At 43.6% G+C, this 16,910-nt stretch carries 20 protein-coding genes; 12 read left to right on the top strand and 8 right to left on the bottom strand.

What is annotated here, in order from left to right; genetic code table 11:
* The first annotated feature begins 80 nt into the window (after nt 1-80).
* Nucleotides 81-1,103 (top strand): LacI family DNA-binding transcriptional regulator, encoded by a 1,023-nt coding sequence (locus U5K72_06660; GenBank protein ID MDZ7718480.1) that lies wholly within the window; start codon nt 81-83, stop codon nt 1,101-1,103.
* 6 nt (nt 1,104-1,109) lie between these two features.
* Here the strand turns inward: U5K72_06660 and U5K72_06665 are convergent, their stop codons facing one another.
* Entirely contained in the window at nt 1,110-1,916 is an 807-nt protein-coding gene (locus U5K72_06665; protein ID MDZ7718481.1) for an enoyl-CoA hydratase/isomerase family protein, read from the bottom strand.
* 20 nt (nt 1,917-1,936) lie between these two features.
* Between U5K72_06665 and U5K72_06670 the strand changes: the two genes are divergently transcribed.
* Nucleotides 1,937-2,116, top strand: coding sequence for a hypothetical protein (locus tag U5K72_06670; protein MDZ7718482.1), 180 nt, complete (start codon nt 1,937-1,939; stop codon nt 2,114-2,116).
* A 253-nt stretch (nt 2,117-2,369) separates the two neighbouring features.
* Here the strand turns inward: U5K72_06670 and U5K72_06675 are convergent, their stop codons facing one another.
* Nucleotides 2,370-4,418, bottom strand: a complete 2,049-nt coding sequence (locus U5K72_06675) for a thioredoxin domain-containing protein (GenBank protein ID MDZ7718483.1) — start codon at nt 4,416-4,418, stop codon at nt 2,370-2,372.
* A 150-nt stretch (nt 4,419-4,568) separates the two neighbouring features.
* On the opposite strand from U5K72_06675, the gene U5K72_06680 reads away from it, so the two are divergent.
* Together U5K72_06680 and U5K72_06685 are read left to right on the top strand one after the other, a co-directional pair.
* On the top strand, nt 4,569-4,949 hold the full coding sequence (locus U5K72_06680) for a hypothetical protein (GenBank protein ID MDZ7718484.1): 381 nt from the start codon (nt 4,569-4,571) through the stop codon (nt 4,947-4,949).
* A gap of 72 nt (nt 4,950-5,021) precedes the next feature.
* Nucleotides 5,022-6,479: an amidohydrolase family protein gene (locus U5K72_06685; protein MDZ7718485.1), complete on the top strand. Its 1,458-nt coding sequence runs from the start codon at nt 5,022-5,024 to the stop codon at nt 6,477-6,479.
* 117 nt (nt 6,480-6,596) lie between these two features.
* Here U5K72_06685 and U5K72_06690 read toward each other — a convergent pair whose 3' ends face one another.
* From U5K72_06690 to U5K72_06705, 4 genes are all read right to left on the bottom strand, one after another.
* Complete coding sequence (locus tag U5K72_06690) at nt 6,597-6,815, bottom strand: hypothetical protein (GenBank protein MDZ7718486.1); 219 nt, start codon at nt 6,813-6,815, stop codon at nt 6,597-6,599.
* On the bottom strand, nt 6,812-7,129 hold the full coding sequence (locus U5K72_06695; GenBank protein MDZ7718487.1) for a DUF4258 domain-containing protein: 318 nt from the start codon (nt 7,127-7,129) through the stop codon (nt 6,812-6,814). The genes U5K72_06690 and U5K72_06695 overlap by 4 nt, the downstream gene beginning before the upstream one ends.
* Nucleotides 7,130-7,296: 167 nt before the next feature.
* On the bottom strand, nt 7,297-8,127 hold the full coding sequence (locus tag U5K72_06700; protein ID MDZ7718488.1) for an HAD family acid phosphatase: 831 nt from the start codon (nt 8,125-8,127) through the stop codon (nt 7,297-7,299).
* A gap of 63 nt (nt 8,128-8,190) precedes the next feature.
* Nucleotides 8,191-8,370, bottom strand: coding sequence for a hypothetical protein (locus tag U5K72_06705; GenBank protein ID MDZ7718489.1), 180 nt, complete (start codon nt 8,368-8,370; stop codon nt 8,191-8,193).
* Nucleotides 8,371-8,710: 340 nt separating this feature from the next.
* Between U5K72_06705 and U5K72_06710 the strand changes: the two genes are divergently transcribed.
* Complete coding sequence (locus tag U5K72_06710) at nt 8,711-8,920, top strand: hypothetical protein (protein MDZ7718490.1); 210 nt, start codon at nt 8,711-8,713, stop codon at nt 8,918-8,920.
* Nucleotides 8,921-8,969: 49 nt separating this feature from the next.
* Here the strand turns inward: U5K72_06710 and U5K72_06715 are convergent, their stop codons facing one another.
* On the bottom strand, nt 8,970-9,458 hold the full coding sequence (locus tag U5K72_06715) for a methylglyoxal synthase (GenBank protein ID MDZ7718491.1): 489 nt from the start codon (nt 9,456-9,458) through the stop codon (nt 8,970-8,972).
* 297 nt (nt 9,459-9,755) lie between these two features.
* Between U5K72_06715 and ndk the strand changes: the two genes are divergently transcribed.
* Together ndk and U5K72_06725 are read left to right on the top strand one after the other, a co-directional pair.
* The gene (gene ndk / locus U5K72_06720) at nt 9,756-10,187 is read left to right on the top strand and encodes a nucleoside-diphosphate kinase (protein ID MDZ7718492.1); all 432 of its coding nucleotides are present in this window, start codon (nt 9,756-9,758) and stop codon (nt 10,185-10,187) included.
* Nucleotides 10,188-10,631: 444 nt separating this feature from the next.
* A complete protein-coding gene (locus U5K72_06725; protein ID MDZ7718493.1) occupies nt 10,632-11,876 on the top strand; it encodes a DUF1343 domain-containing protein in 1,245 nt (414 codons plus the stop codon).
* Nucleotides 11,877-12,238: 362 nt separating this feature from the next.
* Here the strand turns inward: U5K72_06725 and rlmB are convergent, their stop codons facing one another.
* Nucleotides 12,239-12,982: a 23S rRNA (guanosine(2251)-2'-O)-methyltransferase RlmB gene (gene rlmB, locus U5K72_06730; protein ID MDZ7718494.1), complete on the bottom strand. Its 744-nt coding sequence runs from the start codon at nt 12,980-12,982 to the stop codon at nt 12,239-12,241.
* Nucleotides 12,983-13,055: 73 nt separating this feature from the next.
* On the opposite strand from rlmB, the gene U5K72_06735 reads away from it, so the two are divergent.
* The 5 genes from U5K72_06735 (at nt 13,056) to U5K72_06755 (ending at nt 16,872) form a co-directional block, all read left to right on the top strand.
* Nucleotides 13,056-13,403 carry a hypothetical protein gene (locus tag U5K72_06735; GenBank protein ID MDZ7718495.1) on the top strand — a complete coding sequence of 116 codons (348 nt, stop codon included), beginning with the start codon at nt 13,056-13,058 and terminating at the stop codon, nt 13,401-13,403.
* A 16-nt stretch (nt 13,404-13,419) separates the two neighbouring features.
* Complete coding sequence (locus U5K72_06740) at nt 13,420-13,740, top strand: hypothetical protein (GenBank protein ID MDZ7718496.1); 321 nt, start codon at nt 13,420-13,422, stop codon at nt 13,738-13,740.
* A gap of 15 nt (nt 13,741-13,755) precedes the next feature.
* Nucleotides 13,756-14,547, top strand: coding sequence for a glycerophosphodiester phosphodiesterase family protein (locus U5K72_06745; GenBank protein MDZ7718497.1), 792 nt, complete (start codon nt 13,756-13,758; stop codon nt 14,545-14,547).
* Between the two features lie 98 nt (nt 14,548-14,645).
* Nucleotides 14,646-16,292 (top strand): CTP synthase, encoded by a 1,647-nt coding sequence (locus U5K72_06750; GenBank protein ID MDZ7718498.1) that lies wholly within the window; start codon nt 14,646-14,648, stop codon nt 16,290-16,292.
* Between the two features lie 73 nt (nt 16,293-16,365).
* Nucleotides 16,366-16,872 (top strand): NUDIX domain-containing protein, encoded by a 507-nt coding sequence (locus U5K72_06755; GenBank protein MDZ7718499.1) that lies wholly within the window; start codon nt 16,366-16,368, stop codon nt 16,870-16,872.
* Nucleotides 16,873-16,910 lie beyond the last annotated feature (38 nt).

Here is a 16,910-nt window from a genome sequence, read left to right on the forward strand (position 1 = left end):
CTAATTTGATATTATTTCAGTTAGTAAAGCAGATACTGTAGTTCTGATTGCCGCAGAGGTTAACTCAATATTTGAGTGGAATGGAAAGGTTAAACATCGATAAAGTTGCCAAGCTTGCTCATGTGTCGAGGTCTGTCGTATCGAGAGTGCTGAATAACCATCCCAATGTAAGTGATGAAGCCCGTAAACGGGTAATGAAAGTAGTTGAAGAGTATAATTACCGCCCCAATTCGGTAGCGCGAAGTTTGGCCACAAGCAGTACGCATCAGATTGGAGTCTTGTCGGGCATTTTTGGGGAAGAAAGTCTTGGGAACGGTTATTGGACCCTTCTCTATCTTGGGATTTTCGAGGAGTGTATTCGGCATGGATATTATGTACGGCTTTCCTTTTACGGTGCTGATATGAAGAAAGAACTTCATGATCTGATACTAAATGAACACCATCTCGACGGTGTAATTTGCCTCAACGAAGAGGTGACTGAGTTTACGTTAAATACGTTTGCAGATGCTGACATCCCATTGGTTTTGGTAGGTCACAATCCCAAATATCCCGAAATATCCTCCGTGGATGTTGATAACTATGAAGCGGCATATAAAGCCACAGATCATCTTGTGCAGTTGGGGCATAAAAATATCGGTGGCATCTTTGGCGATCAAAATGTTCAGGAAACTGAACACCGGATGAGAGGCTACCGCGACGCTCTGGAAAATGGGGGAATTAAACCAAAAGATAATTATACAGTTGTAGGAAGTTATTCGCAGCACGACGGGCACGATACGATGGAGGAGTGGATTACGGACTACCCCGATATGACAGCAGTTTTCTGTGCAAGTGATACACTGGCAATGGGCGCCCTGTTGGCACTTTATGAAAATAATATCCCTGTACCGGAGAAATTTTCAGTGGTTGGCTTCGATGGTCTTCCGATAGCTAAATATATGATTCCTCCGCTCACCACCATTGCACAACCCACCTATGGAAAAGGAGAAAAAGCAGCACATCTTTTAATTGAACAGATTAAAAACAGAGATGCAGAGGTAACTCATGCCAGCCTCAAACCGGAACTACTGGTGCGTAAAAGTACATCGCGGTTCTCTAAATGAGGTTTCTTATTTTTTCTTCTTAAAATCAGAAATTGTTCTTTTTGTGAATTCCGAGAGGACCAAACGACCGCTGATTTCAGCTCGTTGTTCAAGTGTGGCATGCCAGTGTCCGGTTCCCTGCCACATGATATCTTTGAGGTGAGTTAGTGCATCGAGATTACTGGACGCGAAATTTTGTGTCATTTCATTTACTGCATTGTCAAGTTCTTCTTTACTATCCATAACTTTGTTGTACAGACCATTTCTTAATGCCCAGTGAGCATCATACCAGGTTTTTGCGTCCAGTGATAAGGTGGCAAATGCAGATGTTCCCAGTTTCCTGCCAACGGCCGGTCCCACCACAAATGGGCCGATTCCGAGCGAGAGTTCGCTCAAACGAACAGAAGCATTTTCCTGGGCTATGGCAAAATCAGAAGCAGCGATGATCCCGATTCCTCCGCCTACCGTTTTTCCGTGAACGCGCGAAATGATCATTTTAGGGCAGGTTCTCATCGCATTAATCACATTTGCAAATCCCATGAAAAACTCTTTCCCTTCCTCTTCGGTAGTAATGGATGTCATTTCATCAAAAGAAGCACCGGCGCAAAAGGCCCCGTCGCCGCCGCTTTGTATGACAATTGCATGAGTCTTTTCCTTTGCTCCGGCTTCTTTAATCGTTTCGGTGAGTTTTTTCAAAATATTTCCGGGAAGTGAATTTCCCTTGGGATGAAAAAATTCAATGGTCCCGATCTGTCCTTCTGTTGAATAAGATACATATCCTTCGCCGTTTTCAATCATGGTAGTTTGTTTATTCTGTAGATTAATTGTACTCATGTGATGTTCTTAAAATGCTAATGAATAAACAAATAGTTTTAAACCATGATTCGCAAATTTTAGCAGGGAGCAGGGAGCAGGGAGCAGGGAGCAGGGAGCAGGGAGCAGGGAGCAGGGAGCAGGATTTTACTCGTTCCGAAGGTCCTCCTTCGGAACGCCAACCCAAAGCTCCGTTTCCATTCACTCGTCATACAACATAACAGCAACTCAACCCTCCAGACGTTTTACCAGAAGCAGAGAGCTTTCAAAAGGAATGTTCCGAAGGAGACTTTCGAAACAAGTAGGTAAGAAAGCCAGAGGCGAGGGAGAGGAGTATCTATTCCCGTCTGTTTTAGCGGACAAGGGAACGACCGGAAATCAAAAGGCTTTAGCCACATCTGTTTGTGCAAGATGATTTACAGTTCCGGAAATCACATCAAAAACCCCATGCTTCAGTACAAGTATCCAACGCATCTATATCTCAGCTTCCAGAATTTTCTCCAGCTTGGGGAGTGTATGAACCGGCGCTTCGCATTTGAAGTTTTTGCATACATAGATCATCAGAAGATCGTCTATCTTATAATTTTCTGTAAAAGGAGCCACTTTTTGGAGACTGGAGGCATTTTCAGGTGTTTTGACCAGTATGGCTGAGCCCATAGGCGTTTTATTGCGGCACATTTCAAGAGGACCATCCAGAAGGCTGTTCATTTCAGTAGTTGTCATTACAATTTCAACCAGCTCCGATTTTGAGATCTGAAACGCATGAACGGCAAATGTATAACCCGTGGGTGCTTCTTTGATCTGCTCTGTAAAGGCTCCAAACAGCCTCGAGATTCGGCTTTCAAATTTGGGTTCACCGGTCAGTCGTGAGAGCCGAAGCAGATTTAAAACTGCCACCGAGTTTGATGAGGGAAGTGCCCCGTCGTAAATCTCTTTCTGCCGGCCGAGCAGCTCTTCAGCACCAGAAGCGGTGAAAAAGTAACCGCCATATTCATAATCCAGGAAATCTTTATCAAACTGCTTCTGTACGTCCACGGCTTTTTCCAGGTAATCAGGTTTAAATGTGGCTTCGTACAATTCAATCAACCCAAAAATAGTAAACGCATAATCATCCGCCATACCGTCGATATCTGCCTCGCCGTCTTTCAATCTGTGAAGTAGTTTAGACTCTATCGTGAGGCAATTTTTTTTGATAACAGACCAGGCTTTCTCAGCTTTTTCAATAAACTTTTTTTCGTTGAAAATAGTACCAGCTTTGGCCAGTGCTGCAATCATCAAACCATTCCAGTCGGTCAGGATTTTGTCATCCAGCAGAGGACGTTCCCGCTTCTCTCTTTCTGCTTTGAGTTTTTCAAGTACCTGTTCAATTTTTTGCTGTTGTCCTTTCTTCAAAGTTTCCTGAAGATGCGGAATATTTTTCCCGTTTTTCCGGCCGGTGGCTTCATCACGAAAATTACCATCCTTCTGGATATTGTATAACTGTTTGAATAGCTCAGCTTCCGATTTTTCCAATACTGAATCGATCTCTTCCGTTTCCCATACATAAAATTTACCCTCTTCGCCTTCGCTGTCGGCATCCTCGGCAGAATAGAAAGCGCCATTTTCTGAAGTCAGGCAATCATCAACATACTCAACAATTTCGTAAGCAGTCTGTTTGAAGAGCGGATCTTCGGTTTCTTTCCATCCTTCGGCGTAGGCCATCAACAGCATCGCCTGGTCGTACAACATCTTTTCGAAATGGGGAAGGAGCCATTTGTGATCGGTAGAGTAACGGTGGAACCCAAATCCAACATGATCCCACAAACCGCCCAGACGCATTTTTTTGAGAGTGTGATGAACCATCTGCAGCGCATCTTTCTCATCGTTCAACCGAGAATAATTCAACAGGAACAGTAAATTATGCGGGGAGGGAAACTTCGGCTGTGAAGAAAATCCGCCCTCTTCTGAATCGTACTTTTGTGATAATTGTTGATAGGTTTGTTCTGGCAAATCATCCGGCAGATGACCCTTGCCTTTCCCAATATCCAGGCTTTTTGAAAATCCCTGTTCAATCTTCTCAACGGATTGAAGGACATTTTCCCGGTCTGATTCCCACGCTTTTTTAATGGCCGGTACAAAATCCAGCATTCCCATTCGGTTTTGCCGAGATTCTTTGGGCAGATACGTAGCTGCATAAAACGGTTTTTTATCCGGGGTCATCACGATGGTAAGCGGCCATCCGCCCTGTCCGGTCAGCATCTGGCAGATGGTCATGTAAGTATTATCAATATCGGGACGCTCCTCGCGATCTACTTTTATATTGATGAACGCATCATTCATCAATTCGGCCACCTGTTCATCCTCAAAACTTTCATGGGCCATTACGTGGCACCAATGGCAAGTGGCATACCCAATAGACAGAAAAATCGGTTTGTCTTCAGCTTTAGCCTTTTCAAATGCTTCTTCTCCCCAGGGATACCAATCCACAGGATTTTCAGCATGTTGTTTGAGATAAGGACTTTTTGTTTGAGCGAGACGGTTCATCTTTTGTGTTTATTTGATTGTTTTCTTGAAAACAAGGTAGCCATTGAAACCGTTGCAATTCAGGGATTAAGATATTTCTAATACAGGTGAGAATTCTTTTTCTCAAATTCATGCTGATTTATTCATCAGAAAAGAATTTTTTAGAACAGCATGCTAATTGAGATAAGCGGTCAAACGTCCCATGAAAAAAAGCTGATTCAGCTCGAGACACTTTTAAATATCGAGATCCCCATTGCAGGATTTATCTTTGTAATTTGGTGGATCATCCCAAGCGGAATTCTGTTTTTGATATTCGCAGCGGCTGTCATTTTATTTCCCATTTTTACTATCGCTATGGCCGTACTGCTTTTTCAACTAAGAAAATTTGGTTGGTTTTCTGCTTTGATGCTTTTTGTAGTTGCTCCACTTTGCGTGGCTCCTTTTTTCTCTGATGGTTCTGCCACTTATCCCATGTTCTACGTTCTACCACTGGCATTCTTCGCCTTTTATTCGATTACATTAAGAGTGGTAGTGTCCACCTGGGATGAATAAAATTGGCAAACCCCTTGTTTTTAAATAGATTAAAAGCTGTTGTTAACTCTCTCAAAAAATGCACTTAAGGATATGAAAAGGTTTACGATACTGCTCACTTTTCTCATTTTATTATTAACCGCATGCCAATCTAATCAGGCCGAATATGAAAATGCTACCATCATTCAAAACATCACAGCTATTGATGCTGAAAATGGTGTGAATGAAAATCAGACAGTCGTTATTCAAGATGGAAAGATTGTTGAGGTTGGTTCATCAAATGAGCTTTCTGTTTCCGCTGAGAATAATCAGATTATCGATGGTTCGGGGAAATATTTGATTCCGGGTTTATGGGATGCACATGTCCATTTTTCTTATATCGAAGAGTTGGCGCCGAGCATGTTCGATCTGTTTTTGGCCTATGGAATTACCAGTGTTCGGGATACGGGCGGACGAATTGAGTTTGTGAAACAGTGGAAAAATCGGTCGGTGGAAAATCCAACAGAAACACCGCGAGTGATGATTGCCGGTCCGCTACTGGACGGCGAGCCAAATGTGTATGACGGTAGCAGTCCCGGCCGGCCACCGCTTTCGGTTGGTTTAGAAACAGTAGAAGACGTAACAGAAATGGTCAACAGGTTGGACAGTATTGGTGTGGATCTGCTGAAAGCATACGAGATGCTGACCCCCGAACAGTTTGAAGAAGTAATTCGCCTCTCAGAAGAAAAAGGACTGAAAGTGACCGGCCACGTACCGTTGAGTATGAATGCGGTGAGTGCATCCAATGCGGGATTGAACAGCATGGAGCATATGAGAAATTTGGAAGTGTCGATGGCCTCAAATTGGGAGGAACTGCAAGAGCAGCGATTGGCGATGTTGGAAGAGGGACAAGACGATCCCGGCGGGGTTTTACGATCCCGAATTCATTCGGCTATGCGTGAGACTGCTATTGAAAATTATGACGAAGAGCGGGCCGATGTAGTCTTGCAAATTCTTGCAGGAAATGATACCTGGCAAATTCCAACTCTTGCCTTGAATACCCGATCGGTTGAAAAGTTTTATACCGATTCGGAATGGCAGGAGACGTTTACACTTCTACCGGATTCCATCGAACAGGAGTGGTACAGAAGTGCCGAAGAAGCTGCCCAGGAAGAAGTTTCTGAATTTGGCGCTGAGTACAGCAACTGGCTGTTCAACATGGCAGGTAAAATTAATGCAGCGGGGATACCCATGATGGCCGGAACCGATACCCCAATTGGACTTTTAACTCCGGGACGAAGCCTGCATCATGAACTGAAAGTGATGGTTGATGCCGGGCTCACCCCAATGGAAGTTCTGCAATCGGCCACTCTAAATCCCGCCCGCTATTTCGAGATGGAAAGTGAATTAGGCACCATCGATGAAGGGAAATGGGCCGATCTGCTGATTTTGGATGCCAATCCGTTGGAGGATATTGAAAATACGCTGGAGATTCATTCCGTTATTAAGCAGGGAGAGGTGTACGATAATGAGGTGTTGGATGGAATTTTAGAAAGGTTGAGAAATAATTAACCAAAAAAACCAAGTATCAAATTTCCGCAAAGTGCTCCTTTCGGGATAAATAACAAATCACAAATATTTGCATGGCGCAAGCGTCCCCGCTTGTGCCCGTTGTACAGACTTTTGGTTTTAATCCGAATAATCAAAAACGGGGGTTTCTACGGTTTTCCTTGGAGTGACATTTCCCCTGATTTTCTTTTGGATATGCTCGACCGTTTCTGGAGCAAAATACTGTTCACCGGTCTCTTCATTAACACGGGCTGGAACATTTTCAATGATATAAAATTTTCCATCCAGCTCAAGACTGTAGGTTACATTTCGTTCAGATAATTTTTCTTCTGCACTCATGGATTTCTCCGCTTTTCAAAGTTGATCCATTTATCAGGATCAGGTTCATACAAAGTAACAATTTTCAAAACCGTACGCGAAGGGTAACTGCACTGAATATGAAGCAGCCTCTTTTGTTTGGTGTACCCGAGAATGAGACAGCTTGGGCCATATTTATCATTTGGATAATCTTCAATGATTTTTGCTTCTGTGTTTATCGCCTGTTTTAATTCCTGTACAGAAATATTACGAATAATACTTTGATCAACAGCATGTCTTGAAAATTCAAATTGATCATGCATTACTTTTTTCTGTATTTCGTAAAGTGATGGCATTCAAAACGAATTGTTGGATTCAATTGTACTTTCGATCCATCTGTAGCAGACCTTACAATGTAAAAAAGTAGATAAACTTCATTTTAGTATTTCATTTATTACAATTTGGATGGAGTTTAGATCTCAGCGATTTCTGATAAGCCATGAATTGATATGTGATTTACTGTTCAATAATCCCTGAGATAATTTGACTTCGGATCATTCAAAATACTTTCCCAGGAGCCATACGTGGGATTACCGAGAATAAACCATTTACGCCCCCAGTGTTCGCTGTACTCATCAACCAATTCGGCTCGCTCTTCGGGTGTGATATTACTTTTGACATCCGGCAGGAAGTCTCCCAGATCATCGCCGAATAACATGATGATCCGGTGGTTGGATGCTACTTCTTCTCTTCTGGATTCTTTCTCGGATGTCCAACCCGGTTGTTCGCCCCTCAACATCAGATGCTCCGCATCCACTTCGTTGATTCCAACCTTCAGCAGATTGTCAATCGTATCCTGTTCCTGGGGACATTCAGGTCCGCCTTCTGATCTCGCCATACACTCCCGATTGGTGATATAAATCACATCCACCTGCAAATCTGCCATACTGTTAATAAAGTCCACAGCTCCCGGAACGGCCGTCGCCGCTTCCATTGCAACCCATTCATCCCAGGTTTCAGGATTGAACTCTTCATCATCCAATACCAACTGAGCCTGGTATTTAGAATTGTCCAGCACCGTCTCATCGATATCCAGGATGATGGCGGGTGGTTTTAGTGAATAATTTGACCCCTGCTCCAAAGCCGCTGTCCACGACTTATCCCGCAGCGCTACGCCGATATTACTCTCGGCACTGTTGTATGCTTGAATGGCATTTGCCTCATACTCCGCCGCCGTCTGAACCCAAAGCGTACTGTTGAAATTGTTATTTGTGATTTCGGGTTGGGTTGTGGCGCAGCCTGTTAGGAGGGCAGTGATTGTGAGGATTGAAAGGAAGAGAAATTTAAATTTCATTCTTCTTATAAAATTTTTCAGTGTCAGGTTAATTCAGTTCAGTAAAGGTTAGTTCAATCTATTCTAATCAAGCCAGTGTGACATTCGTTTTTTAGCCTCAGAATGTGTAATAGTTCGGTCTTCAAGAATCGCTTTTTCACCTTTTATTAAACCTTTAAGAAGCAATAATTTCTTTTGATTCTCTTTCTCTTTTTCACTGAGTTCCTTTAGAAGTTTTGTCAACTGATGTTTTAAAGCAATCATAGATTATATTTTAATTTGGGTAGGTGTTTTTGTCAACTTAGTCACTTTACAAGGATGTTACGAGTCTAAAACTAAGAAACAAATGTCATCGGCTCAGACGAGTCGGCATTCCATGGGCCCTGCATCTTGCATCCTACCTCACTCGTCCACCTTCAAATTTCTCAAGTTCTCTCCATTATCCAAGAAAATTCTTAGGGCTTAACCAAAAGTTTAGAGTTACCACTCAAAATCTTTAAAAGTTGTATTTACCAGACGCTACTGTTATAATTTAAATAATATTGCTTTTCAGAGTGCAAAGCAGAAACTACTGAACAGTAAAATTACTAAGCATTCAATTAGCATGGATAAGGAAGATTTACAGTCCTTAAAAGTTGACAGAAAGGTTTTACAAGTGGATTCCCTGAAGGATGAATCCAACGATAAAACCTATTGGCATTCCCGAACACCTCAAGAACGTTTGAAGCATATGGAAAGATTACGAAGGATAAACTATGGAGATGACGCTGCCGGCCGACTTCAAAGAGTTTTTGAAGTTATTCAAAGATCATGAAATCAAGTAAGAACAATCCGCACTCCACAACCCCCAAACCGCCATCCATCTACTCGTCTACTTTCAAATTCCTCAACCTCTCTCCATAATCCACCACAAATCGCTCGTACGGCTTTTCCAGCAGTTCAGATGAAATCAGGAAATCGGCAGACGATCGGCTGCACGCCAGGGGAATGTTGTACACCACACAGATTCTGAGCAGGGCTTTAACGTCCACATCATGCGGTTGGGCCTGGAGCGGATCCCAGAAGAAGATGAGGATGTCGAGTTTGCCGTCGGCGATGGTGGCTCCGAGCTGGAGGTCTCCGCCCAGCGGCCCACTCATAAAACGGTGGACTTCAAGTCCCAGTTTTTCCTCAATCAAACCGCCGGTAGTTCCGGTACCGTAGAGTTCATGGTCTTTCAGAGTGCCGCGGTTGTAATCAACCCAATCGATCAGGTCTCGTTTGCGGTAATCGTGGGCTACCAGCCCGATTCGCTTTTTCTTTCCCATCGTAGATGTGTGGGATGCTATACTTGGATGTGGTTTTTTAGCCATTATAATATTTGTGTAATGAGAAGTATGTATCGAAAGGTAGCGAACAATTGAGGCCACTAAAACACAAAATCGCAAAAAATTTAGTGATTTTATATTAACGTGAATTTGAGATAGCGTCCCGAAGCATTGGGGTGCTTTCTTAATAGTTAGTTAGAGCACAAGCGAGACGCTTGCGCCATCACATGCCTATCCGAGAGATTAATCGAGCAAACTCATTTCGTGATTTTCTGCATTAAACAGTATCTTTCCTGACTTAAAATCACAGAAATTAAAAATATCAAAAGTATAGTATTTACTATGGCAGTAGAACGAACATTGACGATCCTGAAACCCGATTGTGTACGAAAAAACCTGATCGGAGAAGTAACCAAACGAATTCAGGAAGCGGGATTCAAAATCGTAGCGATGAAAATGACAAGACTTACTGAAGACACCGCCGGTGGATTTTACGCGGTTCACAAAGAGAGGCCATTTTTCGGCGAACTTGTTGAGTTTATGAGCAGCGGACCATGTGTGCCGATGATCCTCGAGAAAGAGAACGCGATTGCAGATTTCCGCGAACTGATTGGCGCAACCAATCCCGAGGAAGCGGACGAAGGAACCATCCGAGCAGACTTTGCCGACAGCGTTGGAGAAAATATCGTTCATGGATCTGACTCTGTAGAAAATGGAAAAATTGAAGCCAACTATTTCTTTGCAGAATCTGAAGTAGTGGCGAATAAGGCGTAATGTACAACGGGCAGCTTGCCCGTTACTTATAAATATGAATTCCATTACAAAATGATGTGCAGGAGAAACGAATGAATAATTGCACACTCCAACTGTAGTAATCGTTTCAATGTTAACAGGTGCCGGACAGGCTGTCCGGCGTACAACGGGCAGCTTGCCCGTTACTTATAAATATGAATTCCACTACAAAATGATGTGCAGGAGAAATGAATGAATAATTGCACACTCCAACTGTAGCGATCGTGTCAATGTTAACAGGTGCCGGACAGGCTGTCCGGCGTACAACGGGCAGCTTGCCCGTTACTTATAAATATGAATTCCACTACAAAATGAAGTGTAGGAGAAATGAATGAAATAATTACACACTCCAACTGTAGTAATCGTGTCAATGGTAACAGGTGCCGGACAGGCTGTCCGGCGTACATTTAACCAATCCAATATAAAATGCTTATCCAATTTAGATTTCTACTTCTGACTCTTCTCTCTTTCACACTCATTTCTTGCGGCCAACCCAATGGATCGACAACCGAAGAATCCGAACCGACGAAAGTCAGAACCGGAGCGGAGATGCTGATCGAAGATCACTTGGATGATTTGGAAGGGCAGCGTGTTGGACTGGTGATGAACCCCACCGCCCGAATTGGCGATACGCACATGTTGGATACGCTAATGGCGCTGGATGTGAATGTCTCAGCTCTGTTTGCGCCGGAACATGGATTTCGCGGAGAGGCCGGAGCGGGGGAAAAAATTGAAGATGGCGTGGATCAGGAAACAGGTTTGCCGGTCTTTTCGCTCTACGGAGATACCCGAAAACCTACTCCTGAAATGCTGGAGGAAGTGGATCTTCTGATTTTCGACATGCAGGATGTCGGTGCTCGATTTTACACCTACAACGCCACGATGGGTTTGGTGATCGAAGCTGCAGCGGACGCCGGAGTTCCGGTTTGGATTTTGGATCGGCCGAATCCGGCAGGGGGCAATTATGTAAGCGGCTGGCTGATGGAGGATGAGTATCAGTCATTTGTTGGAGCGTACCCGATTCCTGTAGCTCATGGGCTGACGCTCGGTGAACTGGCCCAAATGGCGATAGGTGAAAATTGGTTGGATACGGAAGCTCAACCAGATGTCCGCGTGATAGAAATGGAGGGCTGGACCCGCGATATGAAATGGCCGGATACAGGTTTGGATTGGGTGGCCCCATCACCAAATCTGCCCACATTTGATCACGCCTATATGTACCTGGGAACGGTTTTTTTTGAGGGGACAAGCTTATCAGAAGGGCGCGGAACGGATGATCCCTTTTTAACCGCAGGTGCACCCGCGACATATCTTTCTGATGGTGATCTGGAGAAACTCAACAATCTCTCTGAAGATGTTTCAGTTGAGGCGGCGGAATTTACACCGAAATCCATTCCGGGTGTGGCGATTAGTCCGAAGCACCAGGATAGAGTTTGTAATGGAGTGAAGATTTCACTGAATGGCTATGACTTTGATCCCGTAAGAACCGGGCTTACTATTTTCACAACCCTTGTTCAATCGACACCGGAGTATGAAACGCGGGATTTTATTTACCTGTTGGCCGGCTCAACAGAAATTGACCCATTGATGAGTGATGAACTTGCTGTCGAAGAGTTAGATTTTCAGTTGGACGCTTTTCTTGAAAAGAGAAAAGCATACTTACTGTACTGAAATGGGAAATATCTATTACCATCAGCTTTAAACGTGTTTAGCGCATGAAAGACTCCTTGTTCCAGGCCATTCATCGTTTCGCCCTCTCCCCCAACCCCTCTCCCGCGGGGAGAGGGGCGAAGGGGTGAGGGTGAAAAACGGTCTGTACCAAGAGATTGGCTTTTTTCGTCTGTCAGATCGCTAAACAGGTACGAAGCCAACGGTAATAGATTTTGAGAAAAGTTTCTGTTGTGTTTTCCTCAGAGTTGCAGCTACTAAGAGATGGTATTTTTCTCAACAGAATAAAATTATGTTCTATCAAGTGGTAAGTGTATGTAGATAAGGTTTTGTACTGGCACTAAAAATACCATGTCTCTCACACATCACTTCATCTTCTGCCGGCGCCATTCGTAACAAACCAATGCGGCGCTTACGGATGCATTTAGTGATTCAACATTGTTGTACATGGGAATCGACAGAAGAAAATCGCAGTGTTCGCCGGTTTTTTGTCTCATCCCACGGCCTTCATTTCCAATCACAAAAGCCATGGGTACGTCGAACGTCTGCTCCCAGAGGAGAGAATCTCCGTCCATATCCAGGCCGGCAATCCAGAATTTGTTGTCTTTCAGTTTCAGGATGGCCTGATTTAAATTAACAGCCCGGACGATTGGAATCCGTCCTGCAGTTCCCGCACTGGTTTTGTAGACGGCGGCACTCACTGGTGCTTGCCGATGTTTGGGCACAATCACAGCATCCATCCCGGAAGCGGCAGCGGTTCGTAAAATGGCACCGAAGTTGTGTGGATCTTCAATCTCATCCAGCAGTAGAATTCCGGTATGTTGGTCCGGTTCAATACGTTCCAGCCAATCTTCAAACTCTTCGTATTGAATTTGGCTGACAGCTGCCACAATTCCCTGGTCATTTACTTTCCCGACCAACTCATAAAGTTTGGAGCCGGGAACCTCAGCCACAGGAACTCGGTTATCAGAAGCAAGAGATAAGATAGTGGAGAAAGATTGCTTGTTTAGCTTCCTGTTGATGTAAATTTTCTCTACTTCCCCGGCTCGGTTTTGGAGAAGTTCTTCAACAGGATTTCGTCCGTAAATAAATTCGTTTGATTCGTCCAATGAATTCTAAAACTTTTCTTAATGATGAACACTTCGTACTTTTAATAATGGTGTTTGAAAAAGACTCAATCTTATGACAGATCAACCCAAAAAAACAACCTCGTCTTATAAAGATCTGCAGCTGCAAGTTAGCAACTCCAGAAAGGGACCACTTAATCGGTTTTTGCTGCTGTTATCAAATATTCAAACTTTCATTCCATTACTGTCAGGTGTTCTGTTAATTTTAACAGGCCTGACACTGGTAAGTATAACCATTTTAGGATTTATAACACCACTTTGGATTTCGGCTATATTGACCTTACTGGGAAGTATTTCAACAATGGTAGGCGGATTTTTAATCTACCAGGTACTTTCCACTCAGAATTCGTTTGAGACACTTATTAACAAGGCTATTCGGCGTGTGGTAGATTCTCAAAATTAATCATTCATAAATATCTATGAACGAGAAAGAACGGTTTGAGATGTATGAGAGAGTTCATCTGCGAAAACATGAAGATCTGCCGGATGAAGAAAAAATTTCAAAGCTTGAGAGAAAACATCGTTCTAAGTGGATTCAGATTATATTTAATGTAGTAGTGATTACAGGGTTGGTCTATGGATACCTGGTTGGTTACCGACCTTTTGCTGAATGGGTTTATTATGTTCTCGGATTTATTTTTGTTTTGAATGTTGTGCTTTTATACTGGCAAAAAAACCAGGTTGAAGAGCTTGCGGCTTACCTGGAAAGAAAACCGGGAACCAATTCATCCGTTTCGTGATTTTTTCCCGAAATTATGTCAAAATCCACTCTCACACATCTGGCTGAGAAAAAATTTCTTGTGATTGCCCACCGGGGAGCCAGCCATTATGCACCCGAAAATACGATCTCTGCATTTAAATTAGCCCACAAGATGAAGGCTGATATGATTGAACTGGATGTTCAGCTATCGAAAGATGGCGTTCCGGTAGTATTTCACGATTATAAGCTGAATCGTCATTCTAATGGAAATGGAGTTGTATCCTCTTTTTTGTTTGATGAACTCCAGCAACTGGATGCCGGAAAATGGTTTTCGATTGAGTTTATGGGGGAGAAGATCCCTTCACTTGAAGAAGTTTTGAGGTGGGCTGCCGGGAAGATTCTTGTCAATATCGAAATCAAAAAAGAAGCGGTTGGTGACTTGCAAGAAGGTGGAGTAGAGGAAAAAGTTGCAGAACTGGTTCATCAATTGGGAATGGAAAGGAATGTCATTATCTCCAGTTTTGATTACCGGGCGGTAGATCGCACCAAAAAAATTGCCCCGGAGATGCTTACCGGGCTGCTCTATCACCAGAAAAAACGAGATAATCAGACACCTGTAGAGTTATTGAAGAAATACGAAGCTGATTTTTTCCATTGCAGTAAATCAGAAATGAGTAATAAGTGGCGAATGGAATTAAAGAGTTCAGAGAAACGATTTTTGATCTACACTGTGAATAGAAAAAAAGCGATGAGAAGGTGGATTGAAAATGGAGCCTTTGGAATATTTTCAAACAGGCCGGATCAATTGAGAGCAGTTGTGGAGGAATATTTTGAAAAATCTGCCTAAAAAAATAAGTTTTTTGCCTCAATTTCGGTTTTGGTTTGAATGGGAATGAAAGGCCTGCTATTTTCCTGCAACCCACAACCAAGTCCCCAACCTACCTTATGGCAACTAAATACATTTTTGTAACAGGAGGAGTTACATCATCACTCGGCAAAGGCATTATTTGTGCATCTCTCGGAAGGCTTTTAGTCGCCCGCGGCCTTCGCGTAACCATTCAAAAACTGGATCCCTACATTAATGTGGACCCCGGAACCATGAATCCGTACGAACACGGCGAAGTGTATGTGACGGATGACGGTGCGGAAACTGATCTTGATCTGGGACACTATGAGCGATTCCTGGGAATTCGTACTTCGCAGGAAAATAATGTGACCACCGGCCGGGTCTATTATGATGTAATAATGAAAGAACGGCACGGTGAGTACCTTGGAAAAACCGTGCAGGTAATCCCGCATGTAACGGATGAGATTAAATCTCATGTAATAGGTCTTGGCGAATCAGAAAATTTTGATGTCGTGATTGTTGAGATCGGCGGTACGGTAGGTGACATTGAAAGTTTACCGTACATCGAGGCGATGAGGCAGTTACGATATGATGTAGGACGGAAAAATACTCTTTCAATTCATCTTACACTGGTTCCCTATTTAGCCGCTGCCGGTGAGTTGAAGACAAAACCGACCCAACACTCTGTGAAGACACTTTCAGAAAGCGGAATGAGCCCCGATCTGTTGGTTGCCCGCTCAGAGTATCAACTGGATGAATCGATCCGTAAAAAAATTGCGCTCTTCTGTAATGTAGAATACGAAGATGTTATCGCCTCTTTGGATGCCGAAAGTATATATGAAGTACCTCTGCTGATGCAGGGCGAAGGATTAGATAGCCGCGTGATTGAGAAGCTGAATCTGCCCGCAAAAAATGCCGATCTGAAGAAATGGAAAGGGTTTATTGATAAGATTAAACATCCCTCGAATGAAATTACCATCGCACTGGTAGGAAAATATGTAGAGCATCACGATGCCTATAAATCGATTGTGGAAGCATTGATCCATGGCGGAGCTATGAACGATACCCGGGTAAATATCAAATGGGTTCAGTCCGACTTTATTACATCCGAAAATGTTGAGAAACGGTTGAAGGATGTGTCAGGCATTCTGGTTGCACCCGGCTTTGGCGACAGGGGGATTGATGGAAAGTTGGCAGCTGTTAAATATGCACGAGTGAATGAAATTCCGTTCTTTGGAATTTGCTTGGGAATGCAGTGTGCCGTGATTGAGTTTGCCCGAAACTGTGCCGGTTTAAACGATGCTAACAGTACCGAATTTGATGAAACTTGCGAGTATCCGGTGATCGATTTTATGCCCGAGCAACTTGAGATTGAAGATAAAGGCGGAACGATGCGGCTCGGGAAGTATGATTGTAAGGTTACCGGAAAAACCAAGGCAAGTGCTGCTTATGGAGAAGAGATGATTGAGGAGCGCCACCGACACCGCTTCGAGGTCAACAACAAGTACAGGGAAAAACTGTTTGATACCGGTTTGATGATCGCCGGAATTAATCCAGAGCGGGATCTTGTGGAGATGATTGAAATTGAATCTCATCCATGGTTTGTAGGTGTTCAGTTCCATCCGGAGTTGAAGAGTACGGTGAATGAACCGCATCCGCTTTTTGTGGCCTTTGTCGGTGCTTCGCTGAGCAAAAGCAAAGGTGAAAGCGTAGACTCGGAAGAATCGAAAGAAGCTTTTTCGTAGAAAGTATATAGATCCGCGAAGTCTTTCGGAGACTTCGCGGATCTTCCCCCTCTCTAATCTTTAATCTTTTGCATTGCCCAACTCCCAGTTCTCAAATAAAGTCCGAGTCAGAGTCTGTGCGGTCATCGTGCAAGAGTCGTCAATTCTTCTCGCTAAAATCAATTCGCCAACACGCTCTGAACCGATCTGGATGCCGCCGGGCGGGGGCGTGGAGTTGGGAGAAAGCCTTGAAGAAGCACTACATCGGGAAATTTCTGAAGAGACCGGATTTGAGGTAGAGAAAAAACAGTTGCTCTGGATTCACGAGTTTATTGAAGAGCCGTATCACGCCATTGAGTTTTATTTTCGATGTGATGTGACTGGCGGAGAATTAAAAAAGGGATTAGATCCGGAACTTGAATCGAATGAACAGATGCTTCTTGATCTGGATTTTATTCCATTCGATGAAAACAAGAGTTATTCTATCGAACCACAATTCATCAAAGAGTTCTGCAAAAACGGTGGTCAGTTTTTTGATGAAGTAAGGCATCTAAAAAATCCCCCTTTGAAGGGGGCGCAGGGGGATGACCTTGCGTTGTGAATGCTATCCCCCAAACCGACGAGAGTAATTTCCCATAA

It is taken from the genome of Balneolaceae bacterium (assembly GCA_034521495.1).
Taxonomy (GTDB): Bacteria; Bacteroidota; Rhodothermia; order Balneolales; family Balneolaceae; genus Rhodohalobacter.